General features: G+C 40.8%; 15 protein-coding genes. 7 read left to right on the top strand and 8 right to left on the bottom strand.

Features of this window, described 5'->3' with window-relative positions:
• Window positions 1-2 precede the first annotated feature (2 nt).
• Window positions 3-878: an SOS response-associated peptidase gene (locus K7B07_RS02045; protein WP_223707006.1), complete on the top strand. Its 876-nt coding sequence runs from the start codon at window positions 3-5 to the stop codon at window positions 876-878.
• Here K7B07_RS02045 and dinB read toward each other — a convergent pair.
• From dinB to ligD, 3 genes are all read right to left on the bottom strand, one after another.
• Window positions 870-2027, bottom strand: a complete 1158-nt coding sequence (gene dinB, locus K7B07_RS02040) for a DNA polymerase IV (RefSeq protein WP_223707004.1) — start codon at window positions 2025-2027, stop codon at window positions 870-872. The genes K7B07_RS02045 and dinB overlap by 9 nt on opposite strands.
• Window positions 2014-4965, bottom strand: coding sequence for a DNA polymerase III subunit alpha (locus tag K7B07_RS02035; protein ID WP_223707003.1), 2952 nt, complete (start codon window positions 4963-4965; stop codon window positions 2014-2016). Before K7B07_RS02035 ends, dinB begins: the two co-directional genes overlap by 14 nt.
• Before the next feature lie 1421 nt (window positions 4966-6386).
• Window positions 6387-8573 (bottom strand): DNA ligase D, encoded by a 2187-nt coding sequence (gene ligD, locus K7B07_RS02030; protein ID WP_223707001.1) that lies wholly within the window; start codon window positions 8571-8573, stop codon window positions 6387-6389.
• A gap of 163 nt (window positions 8574-8736) precedes the next feature.
• On the opposite strand from ligD, the gene K7B07_RS02025 reads away from it, so the two are divergent.
• Entirely contained in the window at window positions 8737-8922 is a 186-nt protein-coding gene (locus K7B07_RS02025; protein ID WP_223706999.1) for a hypothetical protein, read from the top strand.
• Window positions 8923-9000: 78 nt separating this feature from the next.
• Here K7B07_RS02025 and K7B07_RS02020 read toward each other — a convergent pair whose 3' ends face one another.
• Window positions 9001-9567, bottom strand: coding sequence for a hypothetical protein (locus K7B07_RS02020; protein WP_223706997.1), 567 nt, complete (start codon window positions 9565-9567; stop codon window positions 9001-9003).
• Between the two features lie 209 nt (window positions 9568-9776).
• Between K7B07_RS02020 and K7B07_RS02015 the strand changes: the two genes are divergently transcribed.
• Window positions 9777-9977 (top strand): hypothetical protein, encoded by a 201-nt coding sequence (locus tag K7B07_RS02015; protein ID WP_223706996.1) that lies wholly within the window; start codon window positions 9777-9779, stop codon window positions 9975-9977.
• 128 nt (window positions 9978-10105) lie between these two features.
• Here K7B07_RS02015 and K7B07_RS02010 read toward each other — a convergent pair whose 3' ends face one another.
• Both K7B07_RS02010 and K7B07_RS02005 read right to left on the bottom strand, forming a co-directional pair.
• A complete protein-coding gene (locus tag K7B07_RS02010; RefSeq protein ID WP_223706994.1) occupies window positions 10106-10606 on the bottom strand; it encodes a JAB domain-containing protein in 501 nt (166 codons plus the stop codon).
• A gap of 38 nt (window positions 10607-10644) precedes the next feature.
• The gene (locus K7B07_RS02005; protein ID WP_223706992.1) at window positions 10645-11148 is read right to left on the bottom strand and encodes a JAB domain-containing protein; all 504 of its coding nucleotides are present in this window, start codon (window positions 11146-11148) and stop codon (window positions 10645-10647) included.
• Window positions 11149-11418: 270 nt separating this feature from the next.
• Here K7B07_RS02005 and pckA point away from each other — a divergent pair, with 270 nt between their 5' ends.
• The 4 genes from pckA to K7B07_RS01985 all read left to right on the top strand — a co-directional run bounded on the left by pckA (window position 11419) and on the right by K7B07_RS01985 (window position 17657).
• Window positions 11419-13041 carry a phosphoenolpyruvate carboxykinase (ATP) gene (pckA, locus tag K7B07_RS02000; protein WP_223706990.1) on the top strand — a complete coding sequence of 541 codons (1623 nt, stop codon included), beginning with the start codon at window positions 11419-11421 and terminating at the stop codon, window positions 13039-13041.
• A gap of 734 nt (window positions 13042-13775) precedes the next feature.
• Window positions 13776-15446 carry a S8 family peptidase gene (locus tag K7B07_RS01995; protein WP_223706989.1) on the top strand — a complete coding sequence of 557 codons (1671 nt, stop codon included), beginning with the start codon at window positions 13776-13778 and terminating at the stop codon, window positions 15444-15446.
• 80 nt (window positions 15447-15526) lie between these two features.
• Window positions 15527-17188 (top strand): S8 family serine peptidase, encoded by a 1662-nt coding sequence (locus tag K7B07_RS27745; RefSeq protein ID WP_276225247.1) that lies wholly within the window; start codon window positions 15527-15529, stop codon window positions 17186-17188.
• Between the two features lie 163 nt (window positions 17189-17351).
• Window positions 17352-17657, top strand: a complete 306-nt coding sequence (locus K7B07_RS01985; protein WP_223706987.1) for a hypothetical protein — start codon at window positions 17352-17354, stop codon at window positions 17655-17657.
• Window positions 17658-17694: 37 nt separating this feature from the next.
• On the opposite strand, the gene K7B07_RS01980 is transcribed toward K7B07_RS01985, so the two are convergent.
• Both K7B07_RS01980 and K7B07_RS01975 read right to left on the bottom strand, forming a co-directional pair.
• Window positions 17695-18996 (bottom strand): aminotransferase class I/II-fold pyridoxal phosphate-dependent enzyme, encoded by a 1302-nt coding sequence (locus K7B07_RS01980; RefSeq protein ID WP_223706986.1) that lies wholly within the window; start codon window positions 18994-18996, stop codon window positions 17695-17697.
• Window positions 18997-19221: 225 nt separating this feature from the next.
• The gene (locus tag K7B07_RS01975; protein ID WP_223706984.1) at window positions 19222-19881 is read right to left on the bottom strand and encodes a TetR/AcrR family transcriptional regulator; all 660 of its coding nucleotides are present in this window, start codon (window positions 19879-19881) and stop codon (window positions 19222-19224) included.
• Window positions 19882-19994: the final 113 nt, after the last annotated feature.

Raw genomic sequence — 19994 nt, 5'->3', positions numbered from 1 at the left:
TTATGTGTTATTACAACGGTCAAAAAGTGACGCGGGATGAATTTATCCGGTTAAAGCATTTGGAAAAACTGGTTTCCAAATATAAATTCCTGAACCGGGACCTGATTGTAGGCTTTGATTTCTCGAACAGCGCGGTACTGGTGCCTGTGGGGGATGATCAGGGAACGGAGGATTTTGAATTGGTACAGATGGAGTGGGGTTTCATTCCCGATCCTTTAACCTGGCCCTATTGGGAAACCAGGGAGCAGGTGATGATTGGCCGCCGTCCGCACAAGGACCACCGTGGGCAGTTGGTTGCAGGGTTGGATTTTTTAAACGCGGTATCTGAAGAACTTTTAAATAAAGGTAAAGTGTATCGTAACGCCGCACTTGCCCGGAGATGCCTTTTTTTATCTTCAGGTTTTTATGAATGGAGGCATGAGTTTCCAGTAAATAAAAAAACAGGAAAGCGAAGGGTCACACCGGTTAAATACCCCTACCGGGTTATGTTAAAGGGGCGGGAATATTTTTGGCTTGCCGGAATCTGGCAGCAATGGGAAGATGCTGAAACGGGAGAGGTTGTAGATACCTGTTCCATTGTTACCACGAAGGCTAACCTGGTAATGGAGCAGATCCACAATCAAAAGAAACGGCAGCCCACGATGCTGACCGATGACCTTGCGTGGGAGTGGGTATTTGGGGATCTGGATGAAAAAAGGATTCAGGAAATTGCTTCTTACCAGATTCCCTATGAGCAATTAGATTATTATACGTTAGATAGAGGGTTTCTGAATAGTATAGACCCGCTTGCCAGGCGCTTTTACCCGGAACTGCCGCCTCTTGAAATTCCGGGAGTAGACCCGGATTTTGTTGAAGGTATGCAGGGGGCTTTATTTTAAAATGGCGCCGCCTCGTGATAATAGATTTTCTCCAAAGCGTTTTTTTATATAGTCAATGGATTGATATAGATTGATTTGTTCGGTAGTGTCACTAAACAGGTTGATTTGGTGATTGCCAGGTATGAGTTTGGTATAACGTATCCCGATTAGCCGTATCAGCTGCCGCCGGTTATATAGCTGATCAAAAATTTCTTTAGCATATTTGAATAGTACCTCATCCATGTTTGTATAAGGGACTGTTTTTTGTTTAACATGGGTTTCAAAATCGGTATACCTGATTTTTACCGCAATGCATCCGGTTAATCGGTTTTGGCTCCGGAGTTCAAACCCAATTTTTTCTGTCATATGGACCAGCTTGCTTTTAAGCAATTCCGTATTAATGGTATCTTCCTGAAATGTTTGCTCCGTGGATATGCCTTTTTGTTCACGATAAGGAACAACAGGGCTTTCGTCGATGCCGTTGGCCCTTCTCCATAGCTCTGATCCATTTTCTCCCATTAGGTTTTGCAGTAATTCTACCGGAATTTCACTAAGCGTTTTTACGGTTTCTACCCCCATTTTAAGCAGTTTGTAGCCCGTTTCTTTACCGATGCCGGGAATTTTCATAATACTCAATGGTGCTAAAAAGCCTTTTTCAAAACCGGGGAGTATTTCTAACTGGCCATTGGGTTTTACTTCATTGGTGGCAACCTTGCTGATCAGCTTATTGGAAGCCAGTCCCCAGGAAACCGGTAAGCCGCTTTCTTTAAAGATTTTGTCCTTTAATTTTGAAGTGAATTTAAAGCACCCAAAAAATTTGTCCATGCCACTCAGGTCAACATAAAATTCATCGATCGATGCCTTCTCATATAGTGGTACGGTTTCATGTATTATGTCCGTTACTAACTCGGAATATTTGGAATAAGCCTCATAGTCACTTTTTACTATAATGGCATGCTTGCACAACCGTAAAGCTGTTTTCATCGGCATGGCGCTGTGAATGCCAAATCGCCGGGCCTCATAACTGCAAGATGCAACAACCCCTCTGGCGTTGTTACCGCCAATCAGAATGGGCTTGCCTTTTAGCCTGGGATTTCTTAGATGCTCTACGGCCACAAAAAAAGTGTCCATGTCCAGGTGGGCAATATGTCTGTTATCATAGGTTAGCATAGCTTCGTTGTTTATATCCCGTTTGTTCCATATAGGACACTTCGATACTGAAGACGCCAAAATCTTCAACGACCTTCCCGCTGATCTTATAAAACCCGGAGGAATGTAATGGGAACTTTTTAGCGCTATCCGGAAAATGTACGGTGTCGATCCAGTCCAGATTGTGATCTACAAAGGTGCCAAAGAACATTTGATCTTTGCGCTTTGTGGTAACGTGTTTGCGTGTAATAAAGTAGGCAAGAACCGTCACCTTTTGCCCCTTATAATGCTCCAGATCTCTGGCATCTATAAAGCTGGCAGGATCTTCATCAGCCAGTTCAAAAGGATTGGTTAACGGGAAGCCCAAAATTTCCATCTGGTCATAGAGATCGTCGATGCGTAAATCGATTAATTGCGGTAATTCAAACTCAACGGGCTTTTCTTCAAAAAGTGCATGGTGATGTGTTGTGGTGATACGCTTTTGTAAAAAATTGGCTTCCCATAATAATCTCTTTTTAGATTTGCCGGTAAATCCGAATGCGCCGATCTGGATCAATATATTTAGTTGTTCCAATCCTGGGTTGATGCGCTCGATAAATTCCTGTAAATGCAAAAAAGAACCGTGGTTGTCCCGGTTGTCTAATATGGCCTCAGCTAATTTTTTCTGTAAGGATTTAATGTGAATTAATCCTAAATAGATGGTGTTGTCATCAATGCTGGTGTAATACTCACTGTTGTTGATACATGGAGGATGAATTTCTCCCCCGCATTTCAGTAATTCCAGAAAATACAACTCCGTTGTATAAAAGCCACCGAAGTTGTTAATAACGGAAACCATAAATTCTTTAGGATAGTATGTTTTCAGGAAAAGCGATTGATAACTTTCCACCGCAAAGGAGGCGGAATGTGCCTTGTTAAAGCTGTAGCCTGCGAATGACTGCATTTGCCGCCATACCTCCTGTGCCAATTCTGTGCTATGTCCAAGTTTTTCACAATTGGACATAAACTTTTCTTTGATCATCTGGAATTCATTATCCGAGCGATATTTACCCGACATGGCACGGCGTAAGATATCAGCTTCCCCCAGGTCCAGCCCGGCAAAATAATAGCCTATCTTAATGACGTCCTCCTGGTATACCATTACGCCGAATGTTTCGCCCAGGTGCTCTTCAAATAACGGGTGAAGGTACTTGATTGCAGCAGTGTTATGATACCGCTCAATATATTCACGCATCATGCCGCTTTCGGCAACGCCCGGCCGGATAATGGACGAAGCTGCAACTAAAGTGAGATAATCATCACACCGTAGTTTTTTTAACAGCCCGCGCATAGCCGGGGATTCAATGTAAAAGCAGCCGATCGTGTTTGCTTCCCGGATTTGTTTTTTGATTTGCTCATCCTTTTTAAAACGCTGGATATCGAAAATATCGACTCGAACGCCTTTGTTCAGAAGAATCCAGGCCAGGCAGTCTTTAATATGGCCTAATCCGCGTTGGCTAAGAACGTCAAACTTGTTTAACCCTACATCCTCGGCGGTAAACATATCCATTTGCACTGTTGGAAACCCTTTAGGCGGCATAAAGCGGGTTGCATAGTGGGAAATGGCTTTGTCTGATATCAGAACCCCACAAGGGTGAAGGGACATAATATTGGGAAAGCCATGTAATAACCGGCTATATTGAATGACCAGCTTATGTATTGGGTCATTAAAATCGGGTGATTTTTGAACGGCTTTAATTTCTTCTTCGGATAATCCAAAGACTTTGCCCAATTCGTGTGTTGCCGCGTCATATTTAAAAGTTGAAATGGAACCTAACAAAGCGACATAATCACTTCCATGCCGCTTAAACAGATAATCCATAATTTCGTCGCGGTCGCGCCAGGAAAAATCTATGTCAAAATCCGGAGGGGACTTCCTGTGTGGGTTTAAAAAGCGCTCGAAAAAAAGATTTAATTCAACCGGGCAGACTTCCGTAATGTAAAGGCAATAGGCCACAATGGAATTAGCTCCGCTTCCTCGTCCCACATAATAGGAACCCCTGTTTTTTGCAAACATTACCATATCCCAATTGATCAGGAAGTAGGCATTAAAACCCAGGTCGTTTATGATTTTAAGTTCTTTATGCAGTCGTTCCAGGGCAACCTTATTTTGCATTCCATACCTTCTGCTAAAACCGTCCAGTGCCAGCTTCTCTAATAATTTCCGGTCATCTTCCGGGGTTCCCCCGAAAACTTTTTTTGTCTTATCGGTATAAAATTCCATTTTGATATCGCAGGCATCCATCAGTTTGTAAGTATTTGTTACGAAGCCTGGATAATCCTTGAACTTCTCCAGTAATTCGGATGGGGCAAGGAAGATCTCATCCGGAGAAGCCTGCGACTCGATGGTCAATTTGGTGAGTATTGCATTTTCATCTATTGCCCGGAGCAGCCGGTGCAGGTTGAAGTATTTTTTTTGGTTTTGAAAAGTAACCGGCTGGCGGATCACAAACCGATCCTTATAGGGTTTCCAATCAATTGAATAAAGCATATTTAATTCAGTCGGCAGGATACCAACGTACTCATTGCGCTCCAACTGTTCCAGCGGCTTTCCTCTAAGCGGGTAAATAACAAAACCGTCATTTTGATTGTCAAAAAAAAGAGGGGTATCACCAGCTAAAGGAAATGGTTTTTTGTTCATTAGATGTTCCGATAAAAACCGGTGGATCCAGCGCAAGCCATTGTTATTGGCGGCAATCAAAATGTAAAGAAGGGTGCCCTTGTTCCTGATCTCTGTGCCTAAAACCGGTTTTATTCCGTTTTGTTGACACAGCTTCACAAACTCCCAGGAATCAATGGTACTGTTAATATTGGTTAATGCCAGTGTTGTAACCAATTTGTCTGCGGCTTCCAAAACCAGTTCTTCAGTGCTATACGTTCCATACCGGAGGCTATAATATGTTTTGCAGTTAAGATACATTTACTGTGCATTTTCACTGCTAAGGTATACTCAAAAACTAAAAATATTAGCATTTAATTGCTAATTATTTTGGGCATGTCGCATTTGTTTGATTTTTAATTAAATATCAATGTGCAGAGCATTGTTGATTGTTCTCCGGGATGATTGCTTTTTATTCCCGGGTAAATGTGCATATGAAATCGAAGCGGCAGTTAAAGGCAATTTAGCAACGCGAAGAAAAAACCTGTGAATTTAAATTAAGTTTAAGCATATGAATTTCAGGATTGCAATCTTGATCATCAACTAGTTATAGAATTATCCACAATTTTGTTGATAACTTTGATAAAATTTCGTTTCAAAATTGTTTCGTGTTTGTTTAATAAAAGAAAACAAATACATTTGTGGCGAGCAAAGGAAATAATGGGCAAATACATGCATTTTAAACATCAAACAATAGACATTTAGTATAAAAAAATTAGGATCCCATATTGGTAGTATGAGATCCTAACCGGGTAGCTTCGACCTTTTCGATAGATCGGATTTTAAGGGGCTACTCCTACAAGATGCAATTAACACAGGTTAATTGCTGTCCGGATCAAACAGCACTTCAGAGCGTGCAGGCGGGGCAAAAGCAAATGCGTTTGCCCTTTTTTATTGTTTGACCTGTTTGGTCGTCGATGATTGGTTTTGTAGAAAACCAACAAACCGGACCATAGTTATGGCACCGCATGCAGGTGCCTTTATATTTAGACATAATCTAAATAAGGGGTCTTTTACATCCAAAGCGAAATTGCCAGGATTTAACCCAATGTTTTGAGGCTAAGCATAGCCTTAACAGGTGTCAAAAAACGGTGGATAAGTTGATGATTCCAGGACGGAACCGAACGTATATTCGCAGTGTGAAGTATGTGCACCAACCTATTGTTCCTACTTCCTTATCCTGAGTTTTTTATACAAAGAGCTTGTGATGCTGTTTTGACAGCAGTGAATTACAAATTAATTATATAAAGTTGAGACCTGTGAAACTTGTTATACACAGCCTGTGGAAATATTTTACCCCTTATTTTGCAATTTTTCGATCTGAACGTTCCGTAAATTTCTTATTTTATCCATAGCGTAATGCAGTCCTGTTGTGCCTTTCGGCGGATTGCTCGTTTTCCAATTTTATTCATTTTGTCATTTGACGGTCATGACCCGTGCTTTGACAAAATTGTTATAAACAATGTGGAAAGTTGCCTCATAAATTTATGACATGGGGGCTTTCCCAATGTAATTTGGGAGGTAAAATGAGGCTTCGGTTTGGTAGAAGGATAAACCTTACATTGTCTGTGTGCAGTGATGTTTTTTCAGCAGTTTTTCTATAAGGCCAGGTAATGAAGCCCGATATTGTAAAAAGCGCTTTTTCCGTTTCAGATGAAATATAGAATTAAGGATGATTGAGATCAGTCCTTGTCCATTGCCTTAACAATTTTGTAAAGATCAATTCCTTTCCCGAGAACAGGTTTAAACAGGTCACCTATTTTTTTTACCCGGTCAACAGCATTGTTAATGGTAAAGTCTGCTATCTTTAGTCCTTTGTTTACTTCAGACCAGTCCAATGGCATAGAAACGGTTGCGCCTGGCTTGGGCCTGACCGAATAAGGCGCTGCAATTGTAGCATGAGGTCTGTTCTGGAGAAAGTCCAGATACATTTTGCCTTTTCTGTTTTTTACGGTACGTTCTATCGATGTAAACTTAGGGATTCTGTGATGAACCAGCGTTGCAATCACCCGCGCAAATTCTTTGGATTGCTCATACGTGTATTTATTCCCCAAAGGGATATATATATGGATGCCTGTTGATCCGCTGGTTTTGGGATAAGATAGTACACCGAATTCAGTAAGAATTTCCCTGGTAACATTGGCCGCTTCGATAACCTGATCAAAAGAAGTTTTATTCCCCGGATCCAAATCTATGATGCAAAAGGTGGGATGGTCTGGCTTCTTAATCGTACTGCTCCAGGGATTCATTTCAATACACCCGAGATTGGCCATATATAGCAATGTAGCCTCATCATGTCCTACGAGGTAATTTCGGTCTCTATTATCTGCGTCGCTGCGATACAGGAACGTATGTACCCAATCCGGCGCTTTACCAGTTACATCTTTGAAATAAAAACCTTCCCCCTTGATCCCATCCGGAAAACGATTCATTGATTGGGGCCGGTCTTTTAAGTAGGGGAGAATGTATGGCGATACCTGGTAGTAATAATTAATTAAATCTCTTTTTGTATATTTTTCTTTCGGCCAGAATACTTTGCTCAGGTTTGTAAATTTCAGCTCATGCCCGCCAATTTTGCGCACCTGGGTTTCATCTGACGGATTAAGTAATGTTTTTCGTCCTCCGCTCTTCGCAATTTTGATAATCGATCTTTTCCCCTTTGGCGCTAAAACATCTTCCGTTTCTATTTCTTTTTCCAACCTGACCTCATTTGCCTTTTTGTCTGCACGCATTCCTTCAAAAGACGGGTGGCGCATTACTCCATCATTGGTCATCTCGGCAAAACTTACTTCGCAGATCAATTTTGGCTTTAGCCAGGTGGCGGTAGCCTTTGTTGGATTGGGACGGAACCTACTGGGTTTATTGATATCGGGTTCCTCATCAAATGCCGGTTTTTTAATAACAAGCGGCTTAAACTGGGTAAGCATTTCTTTCTGCTGTTTGATGTTAAAACCAGTCCCAATTTTGCCTGTATATATGAGCTTTCCTCTTTCGAAAACACCAACCAGCAAAGAACTAAAGGGTTTACTGCTGTCATTATTTTTGGTATAGCCCGCTATTACAACCTCCTGCCTTTTGTTAGCTTTTATTTTTAACCAGTTTCTGCTTCTGTCACCGGTAAGGTATGGGCTGTCTTTTTTCTTTGCCATGATCCCTTCCAACCCCATTTTTTTTGCGGCTTCAAGGAACTCGATACCTGATGTTTCAAAATTATCACTCAGTTTGAGAATGTCGCTTTCCGGGACAAGCTCTTTTAATATCGCTTTTCGCTCCGTTAGTTCTAATTTGGTAAGGTCATGCCCGTCATACCATAAGATATCAAAGAGGTAATAGAGCAAAGTACCATCTGCCTCACTTCTCCAATTCTGTAAAGATGAAAAATCAGATTGCCCGTTTTCTTTGACTACTACAATTTCACCGTCAACGATTACATTTTTCTTCCACGCTTTAAGCGCATCATAGACGGGATAGTATTTTTCATTGAAGGATTTGCTATTACGGGACTTGATTTCAACCTGTTTTTTGTTTAGAAATGACACTGCCCGGTAACCATCCCATTTTACTTCATAGATCCATCCTTGTTCGTCAAAGGGCTTATCAATCAATGTTGCCAACATGGGATTTAAATGGGTATAAAAAGCCCTTTTTGGAGCCTTTTTAAGCAATGTTTTTAAGGTGCCTTGTCCAGAGAGATTGGCTTTAGGTTCCTTTATAACTTTCTTAATCCTGGATACCGGCTCATTTTTGTTAACCTCCTTATTCTTTGCTTTTTGGGTAATTTTTTTCCCGTCGGCGCTTTTTTGACTTTTTTTCGCGGAGGCCTGCTTGCGGGTACTATTAGGGCTGCTTTTTGAGGTGACAAGGCTCATAATAAGTATAAATTAAAGGCAAAAAAATGAATCGTCTAATAATTACTTATTTATAAATAAAAATTTATGCCAATAAAAGAAAACGGGACCGGATCGTTTAAGATATTTCCCGTTTTACGGTTTTCCGTATTATTTCATTTATTATTGAGTTTATATTTGCTGTATGGAATTAATCAAGGAAAGGGAGATGATCCCGGTATCAACTGAAAGCTTGTGGCTTAAGGCAGAAGGGACAATTAACGTATTTCTTAAAGATGGCAAGTTGCATCTATATGTACATTCAGGGACCTGTCATATTATTGACTATGCATCCCCGGAAGACTGCAATATCGCATTTGATGATATTTAGTAAATGAATGTGGAAGTATTTGTAAAGCTTTCTGCCAGTGCCGGGTATTTGTGGTTACAGGGTTTGTAGATTATGCGATTATAAATAGCCACGTTCTTTCAATATTTTATCGATTTCCTCCCTGGTTATTTGTTTGAGCGGTTGGCCATTACTATCGGTGCGAGAAACCTGGTTTATCCTCACGACCATTTTCCCGTCTGGTTCTATGAAAGGGGTGGTTTCAATGTCTTGTGCGATATTCAAAAGACCAAATTTGTCAATAAAGCCGTTTCGCATCGGGCAATGCCAGTATTCTGTATTATAAAATTTTGGTTCCGGTCTAAATATGGAAGCTGCCCCCTTCCTCCATTCTATTAATTCATCTTTGTAAGTCATCCTGTCAAATTCCAGGATCACTGGTGAAAAAGCAACTAAAGCCATAAACGTTGAATGATAGCAAAGTTCTTCAGCGCTGGGAGGGTGGGACGGCCGGAAAGAAGGGGCCAAAAGGATTTTGTAGGCTGAGGCAAAACTTTCTTTCGCTTTCTCGAATGTATCGTAAAACAAGAGTGAGGCTGCATTCTGGTCTTTCACAATAATAGAGTCTTCGTCATTAAGCTTAGACCCGATCAGGAAAATTGTTTTATGGTTGTCAGTTATATCCATCGTTAAGTAAAAAGAAAAGTAACAAAGGCCCGAAATATAGCAGTTGGAGGTTTTAAAAATCAGGTATATAAGAAATATAGCAATTGTAAGTTAGGGGAAATAATCTGCTTCAAAATCCCTTGTTTGTCACAAATTTTCGTGACAAACATTAGGTAAGAAAGAGTAATATTAATGATTACCTTTATATTAGCAGAACTGACTTTTCAAATATGACAATGCCAAAAACTCCTAACAATGAAGAATTTCCTGGGTTTGACCACACTGCGGAAAAAATTAATAAGTATGTGGAAGCTTTGGGTATTTTTACGATATTATTAAAGAACGGCGCTATTGTGCATCACAATCCGAATGATGTGGAGGGCTTTCGGAATTGGTTAAAACAGAAAAGTATTCCCAATATCCGGGAATAAATTGGTTGAATTCATTATCTTCAACTTAGTGTTTTTCATAGGTTAGCAACGGCCCGCTCTTTCCAGGGCGGACCTTTTTTATTGATGCAAGGAATAAATTTGGCAATAGTGAAACTGGGTTGCTGCAATCAATGATCTCCCAGGGAGGCTGAATGCCAGTAGGAGCCGTTGCGGCTAATTATCATATGATCCCTAAACGGTATTCTTAATACAAGGCCTGCCTGAATTAATTGGTTGCACAAAATGAGGTCTTCTTTAGTTGGATTAGCGGGGCCATCCGGCAGGTATTGGCTTAGTATGACGAACCGCGCGCCAAAGGCAACTGCCTTGCGGTACACAATTGCCGGATCAATACCGAATTTTGACTTCCAGCCAAAATCAAGATCATCTACGCCGATAAGGCCTGAATCCTCATCAAGCAACATGATCTTGAATCGTTCTTCCGCGTTATTCCCACTTTGGTTCCACAAAGAATAAAATACCCTTGCGGCCGTTTCAGCATCAGCAATCAAAATCCGTTCTGCCGGAGTTATTGCGGGGCTGTAAGAAAGGTGAAGTGTCGGCACAAGGTAGTTCGCGTTTATATTTTGGACTTCATTATGCCCGCGTTTTGAATTGGCTCCTTCCATAGTAATTATTTTTAAGTTTGGTTGGTACAAATATAGCATCAATAGCCTCTTCTTATTTCAAAGCTTCCGGAGTCTTTAAAACTGTAATAGCTGGACTTTGTTATAATGAGATGATCCAGCATAGGTAAGCTAAACACAATTCCAAATTGTTTGACCATTGAAGTGATTAAACAATCCGGTCCTGAAGGCTGCACTTCCCCGCTAGGGTGGTTATGTGCTAACATAATAAAACTTGCATTTGCTACAAACGCTGCTGCATAGATCAGTTGGGGTTCGGTAATGACCATAGTACGATTACCAATGTGAAGATCGATAACGCCGATCAGTCTTTGCTTGTAATCTAATAACATGACCTTAAATTCTTCCAAAAGATCGATTTTGTTTTGATCCCAGTGTTGCCGGAAAATTGTTACTGCCATCCTGGTTGAATTGACAGGAATTCGGTCAGCAGGTTTCAGCTTCGGAGTGTAAACTAATCTGATTGTGGGGATTGCTAAAAGTGAAATAGGGATACTTGAGTCCCGGAGAATTGTTTTTTTCATGGTTGGCTGTTTTTATTGGTTATATGAAGTTGAGTTTGTCAGTATGGGCAGCAGTATGTTTTTAGGTTTGCATAAAATATTAATTAATCAAATTTAATATATTTTCTCTGTTTTCTCAAATATGAAACCGACCTTATTGGGTTTGTTTTTAAAAAATATATTGCTTCTTTCCTTGTTTTGTTTGAAAATATCTAAAATGTACGTAAAACATATATCTTAATTAGATAAAATCTAATCTATATTTTTGCGCCCTAAACAAATTAATACGACATGCTTGTTAAACCATTGGAGATTCCAAGGAAGAAGTTATTTCCTTCCGGGCTGAACTTAAACGGCCAGATTTATTACCAGCGAACCCCTGGAGAACTTATAAAAGACACGCTAAACCGAGATCAGGGCCTGCTTAATGACACCGGTGCTCTTGTCATAAAAACCGGTAAGTTTACGGGTCGTTCTCCAAAAGACAGATTCATTGTGAGGGATGACTTGACTGATCAATCGGTGGATTGGCGAAATTTCAACATTCCCATAGATGAAAGCTATTTTGAGAAAATATTGCTGGATACCTTCAGGTATTTAAACACCAGGGATGAACTTTGGGTCCGGGATGCGTATGCCTGTGCTGCCTCGGAATATCAGCTGAACATCCGGGTGATCAATGAATTGCCCTGGATGAACTTGTTTGTAAATAATATGTTCTTTAGGCCTGAAGAGGACGCTTTACGGACTTTTGAACCCAATTGGCACATTCTCTCTGCTCCGGGGCTGGAATTAGACCCTGATCTTCACGGAACCCGGCAAAAGAATGCAACTATAATTAGTTTTAAGCACAGGACCATAATAATTTGCGGGAGCAGTTACACGGGGGAAATAAAGAAATCCGTTTTTTCGGTTCTGAACTATTTGCTTCCTCACAAAAAGAACGTATTAACGATGCACTGTGCCGCTAATGTTGGAAAAGCGGGAGATACAGCGCTGTTTTTTGGACTGAGTGGTACGGGTAAAACAACTTTAAGTACCGATCCGGATCGAATGCTTATTGGTGATGATGAACATGGGTGGGACCGGGAAAGAATATTCAATTTTGAAGGGGGCTGTTATGCAAAATGCATAAATCTTTCCCAGGAAAAGGAGCCGGGAATTTATAATGCAATAAGAACGGGATCTCTGGTTGAAAATGTTACTTTTTATCCGGGTACTAACGAGATCAATTTTAGTGATGCTTCCATTACTGAAAATACGCGTGTTGCCTATCCCATAAATTTTGTTGAAAATATTGCGGCTGGCGCAACGGGTACCCAACCCCAAAATATCTTTTTTCTGACTTGTGATGCGTATGGAGTATTGCCTCCAATAGCCCGTTTGACCAGAACGCAGGCATTGTACTACTTTATCAGTGGGTATACGGCAAAAATTGCGGGCACAGAAACGGGAGTAACGGAACCAAAGGCTACTTTCAGCACCTGTTTTGGTGCGCCCTTTCTTCCATTGAGTCCGGGGGTTTATGCGTCCTTGTTAGATGAGCGGATTGTCAACCATAATGTTACTGTGTGGATGATCAACACAGGTTGGACAGGTGGGGCTTATGGAACCGGTAAGCGAATAAGCCTTGCGTCTTCCCGTGCAATGATAAAAGCAGTCCTAAATGGTGATCTGAATACGGCAATATTTTATAAAGATCCTATATTCGGATTGATGATTCCTAAAACCTGCCCAGGCGTGGATTCAAAAGTGTTGGACCCCAGTAAATGCTGGCAAAATGAAGCGGATTATGAAATTCAGGCAAAAGGGTTAGCGCAACTTTTCATTAATAATTTTAGCCATTTTCGCGGTCCTGCTGGCGAGCCGTCAGTAGATCTTATGGGAATTGAAGAGGCAGGCCCAAGGTATTAGCAGAAAAGGCATGTCTTTTTATTTGCAGCTGCGGCCTTTCAGCAGCTGCATTTTTATTGGACTTTTTCAAAATTTCCATCAAAGAAGTAGGTTTTAGCCAATCCAAAAAAGGCAGGGCTTGTTGTAAAAATGGTTTGCATATTAAGAGGCTGAGTTTCAATAGTTTTAGTCTTTAGATTGTTTACTTAAAATATAAAGTATAAAAATTTAGTAAATTATTTTGAATTATATACCAAATGGTGGTAAATTTGATACCAAGTGGTGTAAAATAATTTTATTATTGTTTCAGCCTCTAACTGAAATAATTTTTTTTACCTGTTTTACTAAAGCGCTTAATGAGGAAAGAGAATAAAGTACCGAAGGAACACTGATTGTAAAGCCCTTATTGTTTAAAGATAAAACACTGCTTCATTAGTCTTAACCAATTTCATTACACAAAAATGAATAATGTATGAAACATCTATTAACCATGACAGTGCTTTTGCCGCTGCTTCTTTTTCATTCAATTTCATCGAAGGTTTGAGATTGCCTGAAAGTAGCGGTATAGCTTAAGGTCAAAAAATTGTGCGCTTGTCACTCTGCATCATAATGTTCGAGTTAATCTTTTTATATGGGATAGCAAATGAGGTTGCTGAGAACTGTATGTTGTTGTCATTTTGCATCTACCGAAATCCTGCAAATATGCCGAAGCTTTAATGCCATAAATTCTTTTTTCACGTATTCAATTAATTTTTATGAACAACAATCAAAATCAACCCGTTTGGTGCGTCAAACGATTGCCTTCAATCGCACTTTGCGCATCTTTTTTCTTAACAATTTTTGTAGGATGTGATAAAAGGGACCTTCGAACTGCGGAAGAGAGTAGTATGGAACGAAGTGCTGCCAATACTTCATTGGAATTGGCTAAAAAGTCCGGTGAAGTGTTTTACTATTCAAGTAAACGGAAAAACTATTTGAGTATGGACACAAATGCATTGGTTCTTAAGCCCAAAAAGAATGTAGCTGTTCAAGATATGAAAACCGGGGCACTAAGTGGGGTTAACGTCGTTGATCTTGGGAATGGACTGTATTCTGTAAACGATTCGAAGGGTGCGTCTGATTTACTAAATAAGCTAAATGATGCAGATAAAATTGAAGCATCCTGGTTTTCATTGAAGCATGGAGACAACATGTTCCTGCCTACTGGTGAAATATTTCTGCAACCTAAAGGAAATGTATCGGCGGAAAGTATCATTGGTAAATTGAATCTTGCAAATGCAGTGAGTAAGGTGCGTTTTAATGCGAAGGAAAATGTTGCCCGGATAGTTTGCAATAACAAAAAGGATGTTTTTTCAATTGCAAATTCTATTTATGAAAGTGGCCTTGTAGAATGGTCTCATCCTGATTTTATAATACCCATAGAGGGTAGTTCAGTTCCGACTGATTTTTATTATGTGGAGCAGTGGTATATGGACAATTGGGGCCAGAGCGGAGGGGTTTCGGGTATTGATATCAATGCTGAACCTGCCTGGGATATTACAAAGGGAGATTCAAGTATAAAAGTTGCTGTAATTGATTATGATGGGTTTGGCGGCATTCATACTCATGAAGATTTGCCAGCTTCAAGAATCCTTCCGGGATATAATAATGGGGCCGCAACGGTCGGAGGTGGGCATACGCAATGTGTGGCAGGTATTATTGCCGCTTCACAAAACAATGATGGTACTTACCCAAGTTATACCATGTATTCCACTACCGGCGTTGCACCGGAATGTAAGTTGATCCCAATAGGCATGTACTATTTTTCATTTAGCAATATCGATGATGCTTTAGACCAGGCCTTGCTTAACGGTGCAGATGTACTTTGCTGCCCGTGGAATTATCTGAGAAATAATAATGGCATGATCGAGCCGGTTACTTTGGATGCGCTTATAAATAAGTTCAATTACGTTCGTGCAAATGGACGGGGTGGCAAGGGATTGCCCATTATTTTCCCATCAGGAAATGACAATGCTGCTGTTCGCTTTCCAGCTGATATTCCGGGAATTATTTCGGTTGGTGCCGTTGATCACAGGGGGTATAGAGCTACCTACAGTAATTATGGTACGAACCTGTTTTTAGTGGGGTGCTCTTCTTATGAAATGCGGCCTTTAGGAGATATAACCTGCATGGATGCGATGGGGTCTTATGGGTATGAATCAGGTAACATGTGGCGTGGATTTTTTGGTACTTCTGCCGCTTGTGCAGAGGTGTCAGGCGTCGTAGCATTGATGCTTTCTATTAAACCTACATTAACGGAGGCGCAGGTGAGAAGCATATTACAATCCACTGCGACCGATATGGGGGCTTCAGGGTATGACAGCCAATTTGGTTATGGAAGGGTAAATGCGGGCAGTGCGGTATACCAGGCTTCGATAACTCCGTGATCCCCAAACATTTTTATGTAAACAGGTATTTATTCAGGTTTTTCTTCGATTAAATTGATAACTCTTAAACGAATTTAAAAATGAAAACTAAATTTATTTTTATATCAGTCCTTGTCCTTATGATAATTTCCTGTTCAAAAAGGAATGGATACGTTGAGACTGACCTGCAAACTACGGCCCGTGCTGCTATTGATGTAAACCCCGGACTGTTTTACTATTCAGCCAAAGAGAAGAAGTATTTGACTGAAGATAGTAGTGTTATTGTACTGAAAACCCCGTTGAGTGAAGAGGAAAATGCCTATAATGAGCTTCAATCTGATTTGGCGGCTTTGGCTGTTGAGCGCATGACAAAAACCGATGTTGGTACCATTGAGATTCAATTAAAAGGCAATAATATAGGGGATGTGATCAATAAGATTAAATCCAATTTGAAGGAAGTGAATGTTTGGCACTCGCTAAAATTAGGTAGCCTCAATCTTATACCTACCGGTGAAATATTATTGAAGCCTAAAAAGGGAAATTCCATTTCGGAAATTTTGTCAAAAGTGAATTACAGCAACGGTGCTTCAATAAAAGAGGATGTTAACAAATACGGCACGGCAATACTGGATGTTAAGGACCGCCAAAATTTGTTTCCAATTGCAAATGCCATATATGAGAGTGGGTTGGTTGAATGGAGCCATCCGAATTTTTGGGTACCGATTTCAAAGAATTATTCACCTACTGACTTTTATTACGGATCGCAATTCTATTTGAAAAATAGAGGCTGGCAGGGAGGTACTATTGGAATGGATATTAATGTGGAACCAGCATGGGACATTACAAAGGGTTCTTCAAGTATCAAAATTGCCGTCATTGATGATGGAGTAGAGGCTCATGAGGATCTGCCGTCAAGCCGGATTTTGAGTGGCTATACACCCAGGAATGCCAGTGGCTATGGTGCGCCGACAGCGGCTTCTGCGCACGGGGAATGTGTTGCCGGAATTATTGCTGCAACGCAGGATAACGACAATCCTTCGGCCAGTCTTTACACGATATCCGGAATTGCACCCAATTGCAAAATTGTACCGGTTAATATTTTTTACGATGGGTATGAAACAGTAGCTGATCTTGCATCTGCCATTAACTGGGCATGGGATAATGGGGGTGCGGATGTGTTGAGCAATTCGTGGAATTACAATAGTACCAGCGGACCCATACTTGATCCTTCCTTTGACGCATTGGTTCAGTCATTTACCGATGCCCGAACCCTGGGAAGAGGTGGAAAAGGATCTGTTGTTGTATTTTCCTCGGGCAACTATGGGCCTTCCCAACCTACGGGAGTAAGGTTCCCTGCTAATCTTGATGGCATTATTACTGTTGGTGCGGTGGATATGCTCGGAAGACTATCAACATATACCTGTCAGGGACCTTCAATGGATCTGGTCGCTGTCTCTTCCTATGAACTGTTCCCCTTGGGGGATGTATTTACCATTGACCGAATGGGTGATCCCGGATATGTTCCCGGTCCTCCGGTACGGCCCTATTTTGCAGGGTTTGGTGGCACCTCAGCAGCCTGTCCACAGGTTTCCGGTGTTGCAGCATTAATGCTTTCAGCAAAATCCACTTTGACGGAAAGCCAGGTAAAATCAATATTACAGTCCACTGCCGTAGATATGGGGTCTTCAGGATTTGACAATCAGTATGGCTATGGTCGGGTAAATGCAGGATCGGCGGTTTATCAGGCTTCTATCACTCCGTAAATCTTCAGGCATGTTCTTCGGTAGTTAACACGGTAGAGGTAGGCTCGTCGTTGGCTTCGGTTTAACGGCGAGCTTTTTTAAAACTACATTTTTGGCCTGTTGCGATTTTTGAAATTAATTCGTTATACAGGTATATTGTTTATCATTTTTAAAACGTTTGTTTATGAAAAAATTATTAGGACTTTTGATAGTTGCAGGTTTTCTGTTTTCAGGATGTTCAAAGGGTAAGGCTGTTGACCAATGCCAGGCCGCAACCTTATATTATACGCCGGGCTGTGGTTCAATTAAGGGATACATTACACTTGCCGATAAAAGTACAACCTACTTATTTCAGCATGATATTGATAAAAAGTTTCAATCGAGCGGAGTAAAGGTTTGTGTTGAATACAGGATCGTGGATGATAAGATCCTTAAGGCAGATTGTGCCCAGGGCAGCGTTATTGAATTAACAAGTATTCAGCTGCAATAATAATTTCCTTCGTATGCTATCGGCGGTATAGTTCTATTTATTTGGTTTTACTTAAAAAGATGCCTGCTGGCCTGTTGTCCAAACTTGCTACAACCCGAAATGCGTTATTGATTTGTTCGAGGGAAAATTTATTTTGCTTTAGTGCAATCATAAATTCCTCGTTAAGTGTGGAAACGAGACTTTTAATTTGCTCAAATGTTTGTAATACGGTAATGGTAAACCGAATCCCGGAATGATTTTTTGAAACAGCGGGAAATACTCCTATGTTTAACAAAAAGCCTCTTTTCATCATCCTTGCCATAATTTCATACGCTAATTCTGCACGGGATGTTCCTATGAAGAAGATACCGGAATCAAAATTTGAAATTACAGGCAGGGAGGTTTGCCGGAACAGTGAATTGGCATACTGAATTCTTTCTGCCAATTCGGCCTGTAAACTGTAGATCTCATCTGTCAAATGTATTTTTGCTGAGGCTACAGCAGCTCCCAGTGAAGCTGGCTGTAGCGGACCCGATGAGTTGAACGGCGCTCCGCAGGTTCTTACTTTGCGGGCTAGCTCTTTATTAGGAAATACCAGGATTCCCCCACCGGTGGCAAAAGCTTTTGCCATACTGGAGGCCACAACCATTTTGTCGTGTATCGGCCGGTTGCCGATTATGAAGCCTTTTCCATTTTTACCCATGATACTCATGCTGTGTGCGTCGTCAATATAAGCATGGAATAAGGGGAATCTGTCCAGGAAATTAAAAATTTCGTCAGCAGGACAACGGTCTCCAAACATTGAATAAACACCATCGGCAAAATACCATACTCTGTCATACTCCGTTTGTAATTCTTCTATTCGTTTTTCCAGCAAGTCTACCCGGTTATGCCGCAATACTTCAAAGTGAATGGGCCAATTGGCCCTGAAGACGTTGATCCCGCTAAGAACCGAATTGTGCAATTGCTGATCTGCAATTACTGCGTCTCCGGAATCCAGTAATACCGGTATTGCCGCCAAGTGGCCCAGTGTAGTTGTGGGGGCGATCAGCGTGGGTGCGTCAAAAATCTCACTCATCAAATCCTCCAATTCCTGGTATAGTCCAATTGATACATAGGCTCTTGATTCGGAGAATTGGGCACCGTATTGATCAATTGCTGCAATAGCAGCCCGTTTTAATCGATTGTCGTGCTCAAGCCCCAAATAGCTGCAACTTGTAAAGTTGAAAAGTTCGGAATTGTTGATGCGGATCTTATTATCGGTTGTTAGGTTCCCATTTTGAATTAAATGAAGGATACCTTTTTTTACGCCTGTTGAGATCGTATGATCAACGGCATTCATAAAGTTTTGATGATTCATTAGCTGTTAATCTTTTAGGTTGAACGTTATTGGGTTGACAACGTTAAGGTACAAAATATTTGCACCATTTGGTATAAAAATGTTAAATAAATATTTGCCTGTTGCAAAAAAAAGGCCGTAAAAGCAGGGTATTGGAAAACCCCACCAATTGGTGGGGTATAAGAAGTCAAAACCAAATAAGTGTAATTGTTGAGCAGGTGTTTTTAAATGCCGATGTTATGTATTTTATAACTTAATGTCAGCATATTTATAAGTTAACTGAAGCAGGCGATCCATTGCTTTGAACATTCTTTCGGTACCTTCTTTTGAAGACACGTCAATGCCGCACATATTGCCGCCGGTACCCTTAACGTGCAGCACCGTATAATAAATCGCTGAAACAAGAATAGCTATTGTTGCTCTGTAATCGACCTTAGTGCCCTTGAAAATTTCGTCTGCCTGATGAAATACGGTTGCTCCCAGCTCTTCCCGCTCATCAGCCAGTGCGCGAATGGCTTTATTTTTTTCGCTGATGCCCCACAAAACAATTTTTTGCATTTCGGCAGAGTTTAAAAAATACTGAAAATCTGCTTTTAGCAGGTTTAGCATAAAATCTTTGGTAATGTCTGGCAACGTTTGATCGTTGTTGGCCTCTAATTTTTGCTTTTCAATCTGCCAAAAGTCTACCTGGCTTAAATAGGCTTTTATTAATCCGTCAAGGCCTCCAAAGTACTCATATATCCCTTTTTTGGCCACTCCGGCCACTTCTGCCACTTTATTAATGCGTACATTCTGAAATCCTTCCTTTACAAGGATCTTTCCGACAGCTTTAATAAGCTTGGACTTAGTACGCTCTTTATCATATATAGCCGGGGCTTTCCCGGTTTTTTTTGTTGTAGTTTTCAAAGTTTATTGGTTTATGTGCTGAAAATGCAGTTTAAATCCAGGCCAGTATTGCCGGGGTATCTTTGTTGTACGCACAAAGAAGCATCCGAAAAAAATGGACAAGATAAAACCTG

The sequence above is a fragment of the Niabella beijingensis genome, assembly GCF_020034665.1.
Lineage (GTDB): Bacteria > Bacteroidota > Bacteroidia > Chitinophagales > Chitinophagaceae > Niabella > Niabella beijingensis.
This window is presented reverse-complemented; position numbering and strand designations above follow the sequence as displayed.

Excerpts from the sequence above, each read along its gene's own strand:
- K7B07_RS02045 (WP_223707006.1), top strand. The coding sequence starts at position 3 with ATGTGTTATTACAACGGTCAAAAAGTGACGCGGGATGAATTTATCCGG.
- dinB (WP_223707004.1), bottom strand. The coding sequence starts at position 2,027 with ATGCTAACCTATGATAACAGACATATTGCCCACCTGGACATGGACACT.
- K7B07_RS02035 (WP_223707003.1), bottom strand. The coding sequence starts at position 4,965 with ATGTATCTTAACTGCAAAACATATTATAGCCTCCGGTATGGAACGTAT.
- ligD (WP_223707001.1), bottom strand. The coding sequence starts at position 8,573 with ATGAGCCTTGTCACCTCAAAAAGCAGCCCTAATAGTACCCGCAAGCAG.
- K7B07_RS02025 (WP_223706999.1), top strand. The coding sequence starts at position 8,737 with ATGGAATTAATCAAGGAAAGGGAGATGATCCCGGTATCAACTGAAAGC.
- K7B07_RS02020 (WP_223706997.1), bottom strand. The coding sequence starts at position 9,567 with ATGGATATAACTGACAACCATAAAACAATTTTCCTGATCGGGTCTAAG.
- K7B07_RS02015 (WP_223706996.1), top strand. The coding sequence starts at position 9,777 with ATGACAATGCCAAAAACTCCTAACAATGAAGAATTTCCTGGGTTTGAC.
- K7B07_RS02010 (WP_223706994.1), bottom strand. The coding sequence starts at position 10,606 with ATGGAAGGAGCCAATTCAAAACGCGGGCATAATGAAGTCCAAAATATA.
- K7B07_RS02005 (WP_223706992.1), bottom strand. The coding sequence starts at position 11,148 with ATGAAAAAAACAATTCTCCGGGACTCAAGTATCCCTATTTCACTTTTA.
- pckA (WP_223706990.1), top strand. The coding sequence starts at position 11,419 with ATGCTTGTTAAACCATTGGAGATTCCAAGGAAGAAGTTATTTCCTTCC.
- K7B07_RS01995 (WP_223706989.1), top strand. The coding sequence starts at position 13,776 with ATGAACAACAATCAAAATCAACCCGTTTGGTGCGTCAAACGATTGCCT.
- K7B07_RS27745 (WP_276225247.1), top strand. The coding sequence starts at position 15,527 with ATGAAAACTAAATTTATTTTTATATCAGTCCTTGTCCTTATGATAATT.
- K7B07_RS01985 (WP_223706987.1), top strand. The coding sequence starts at position 17,352 with ATGAAAAAATTATTAGGACTTTTGATAGTTGCAGGTTTTCTGTTTTCA.
- K7B07_RS01980 (WP_223706986.1), bottom strand. The coding sequence starts at position 18,996 with ATGAATCATCAAAACTTTATGAATGCCGTTGATCATACGATCTCAACA.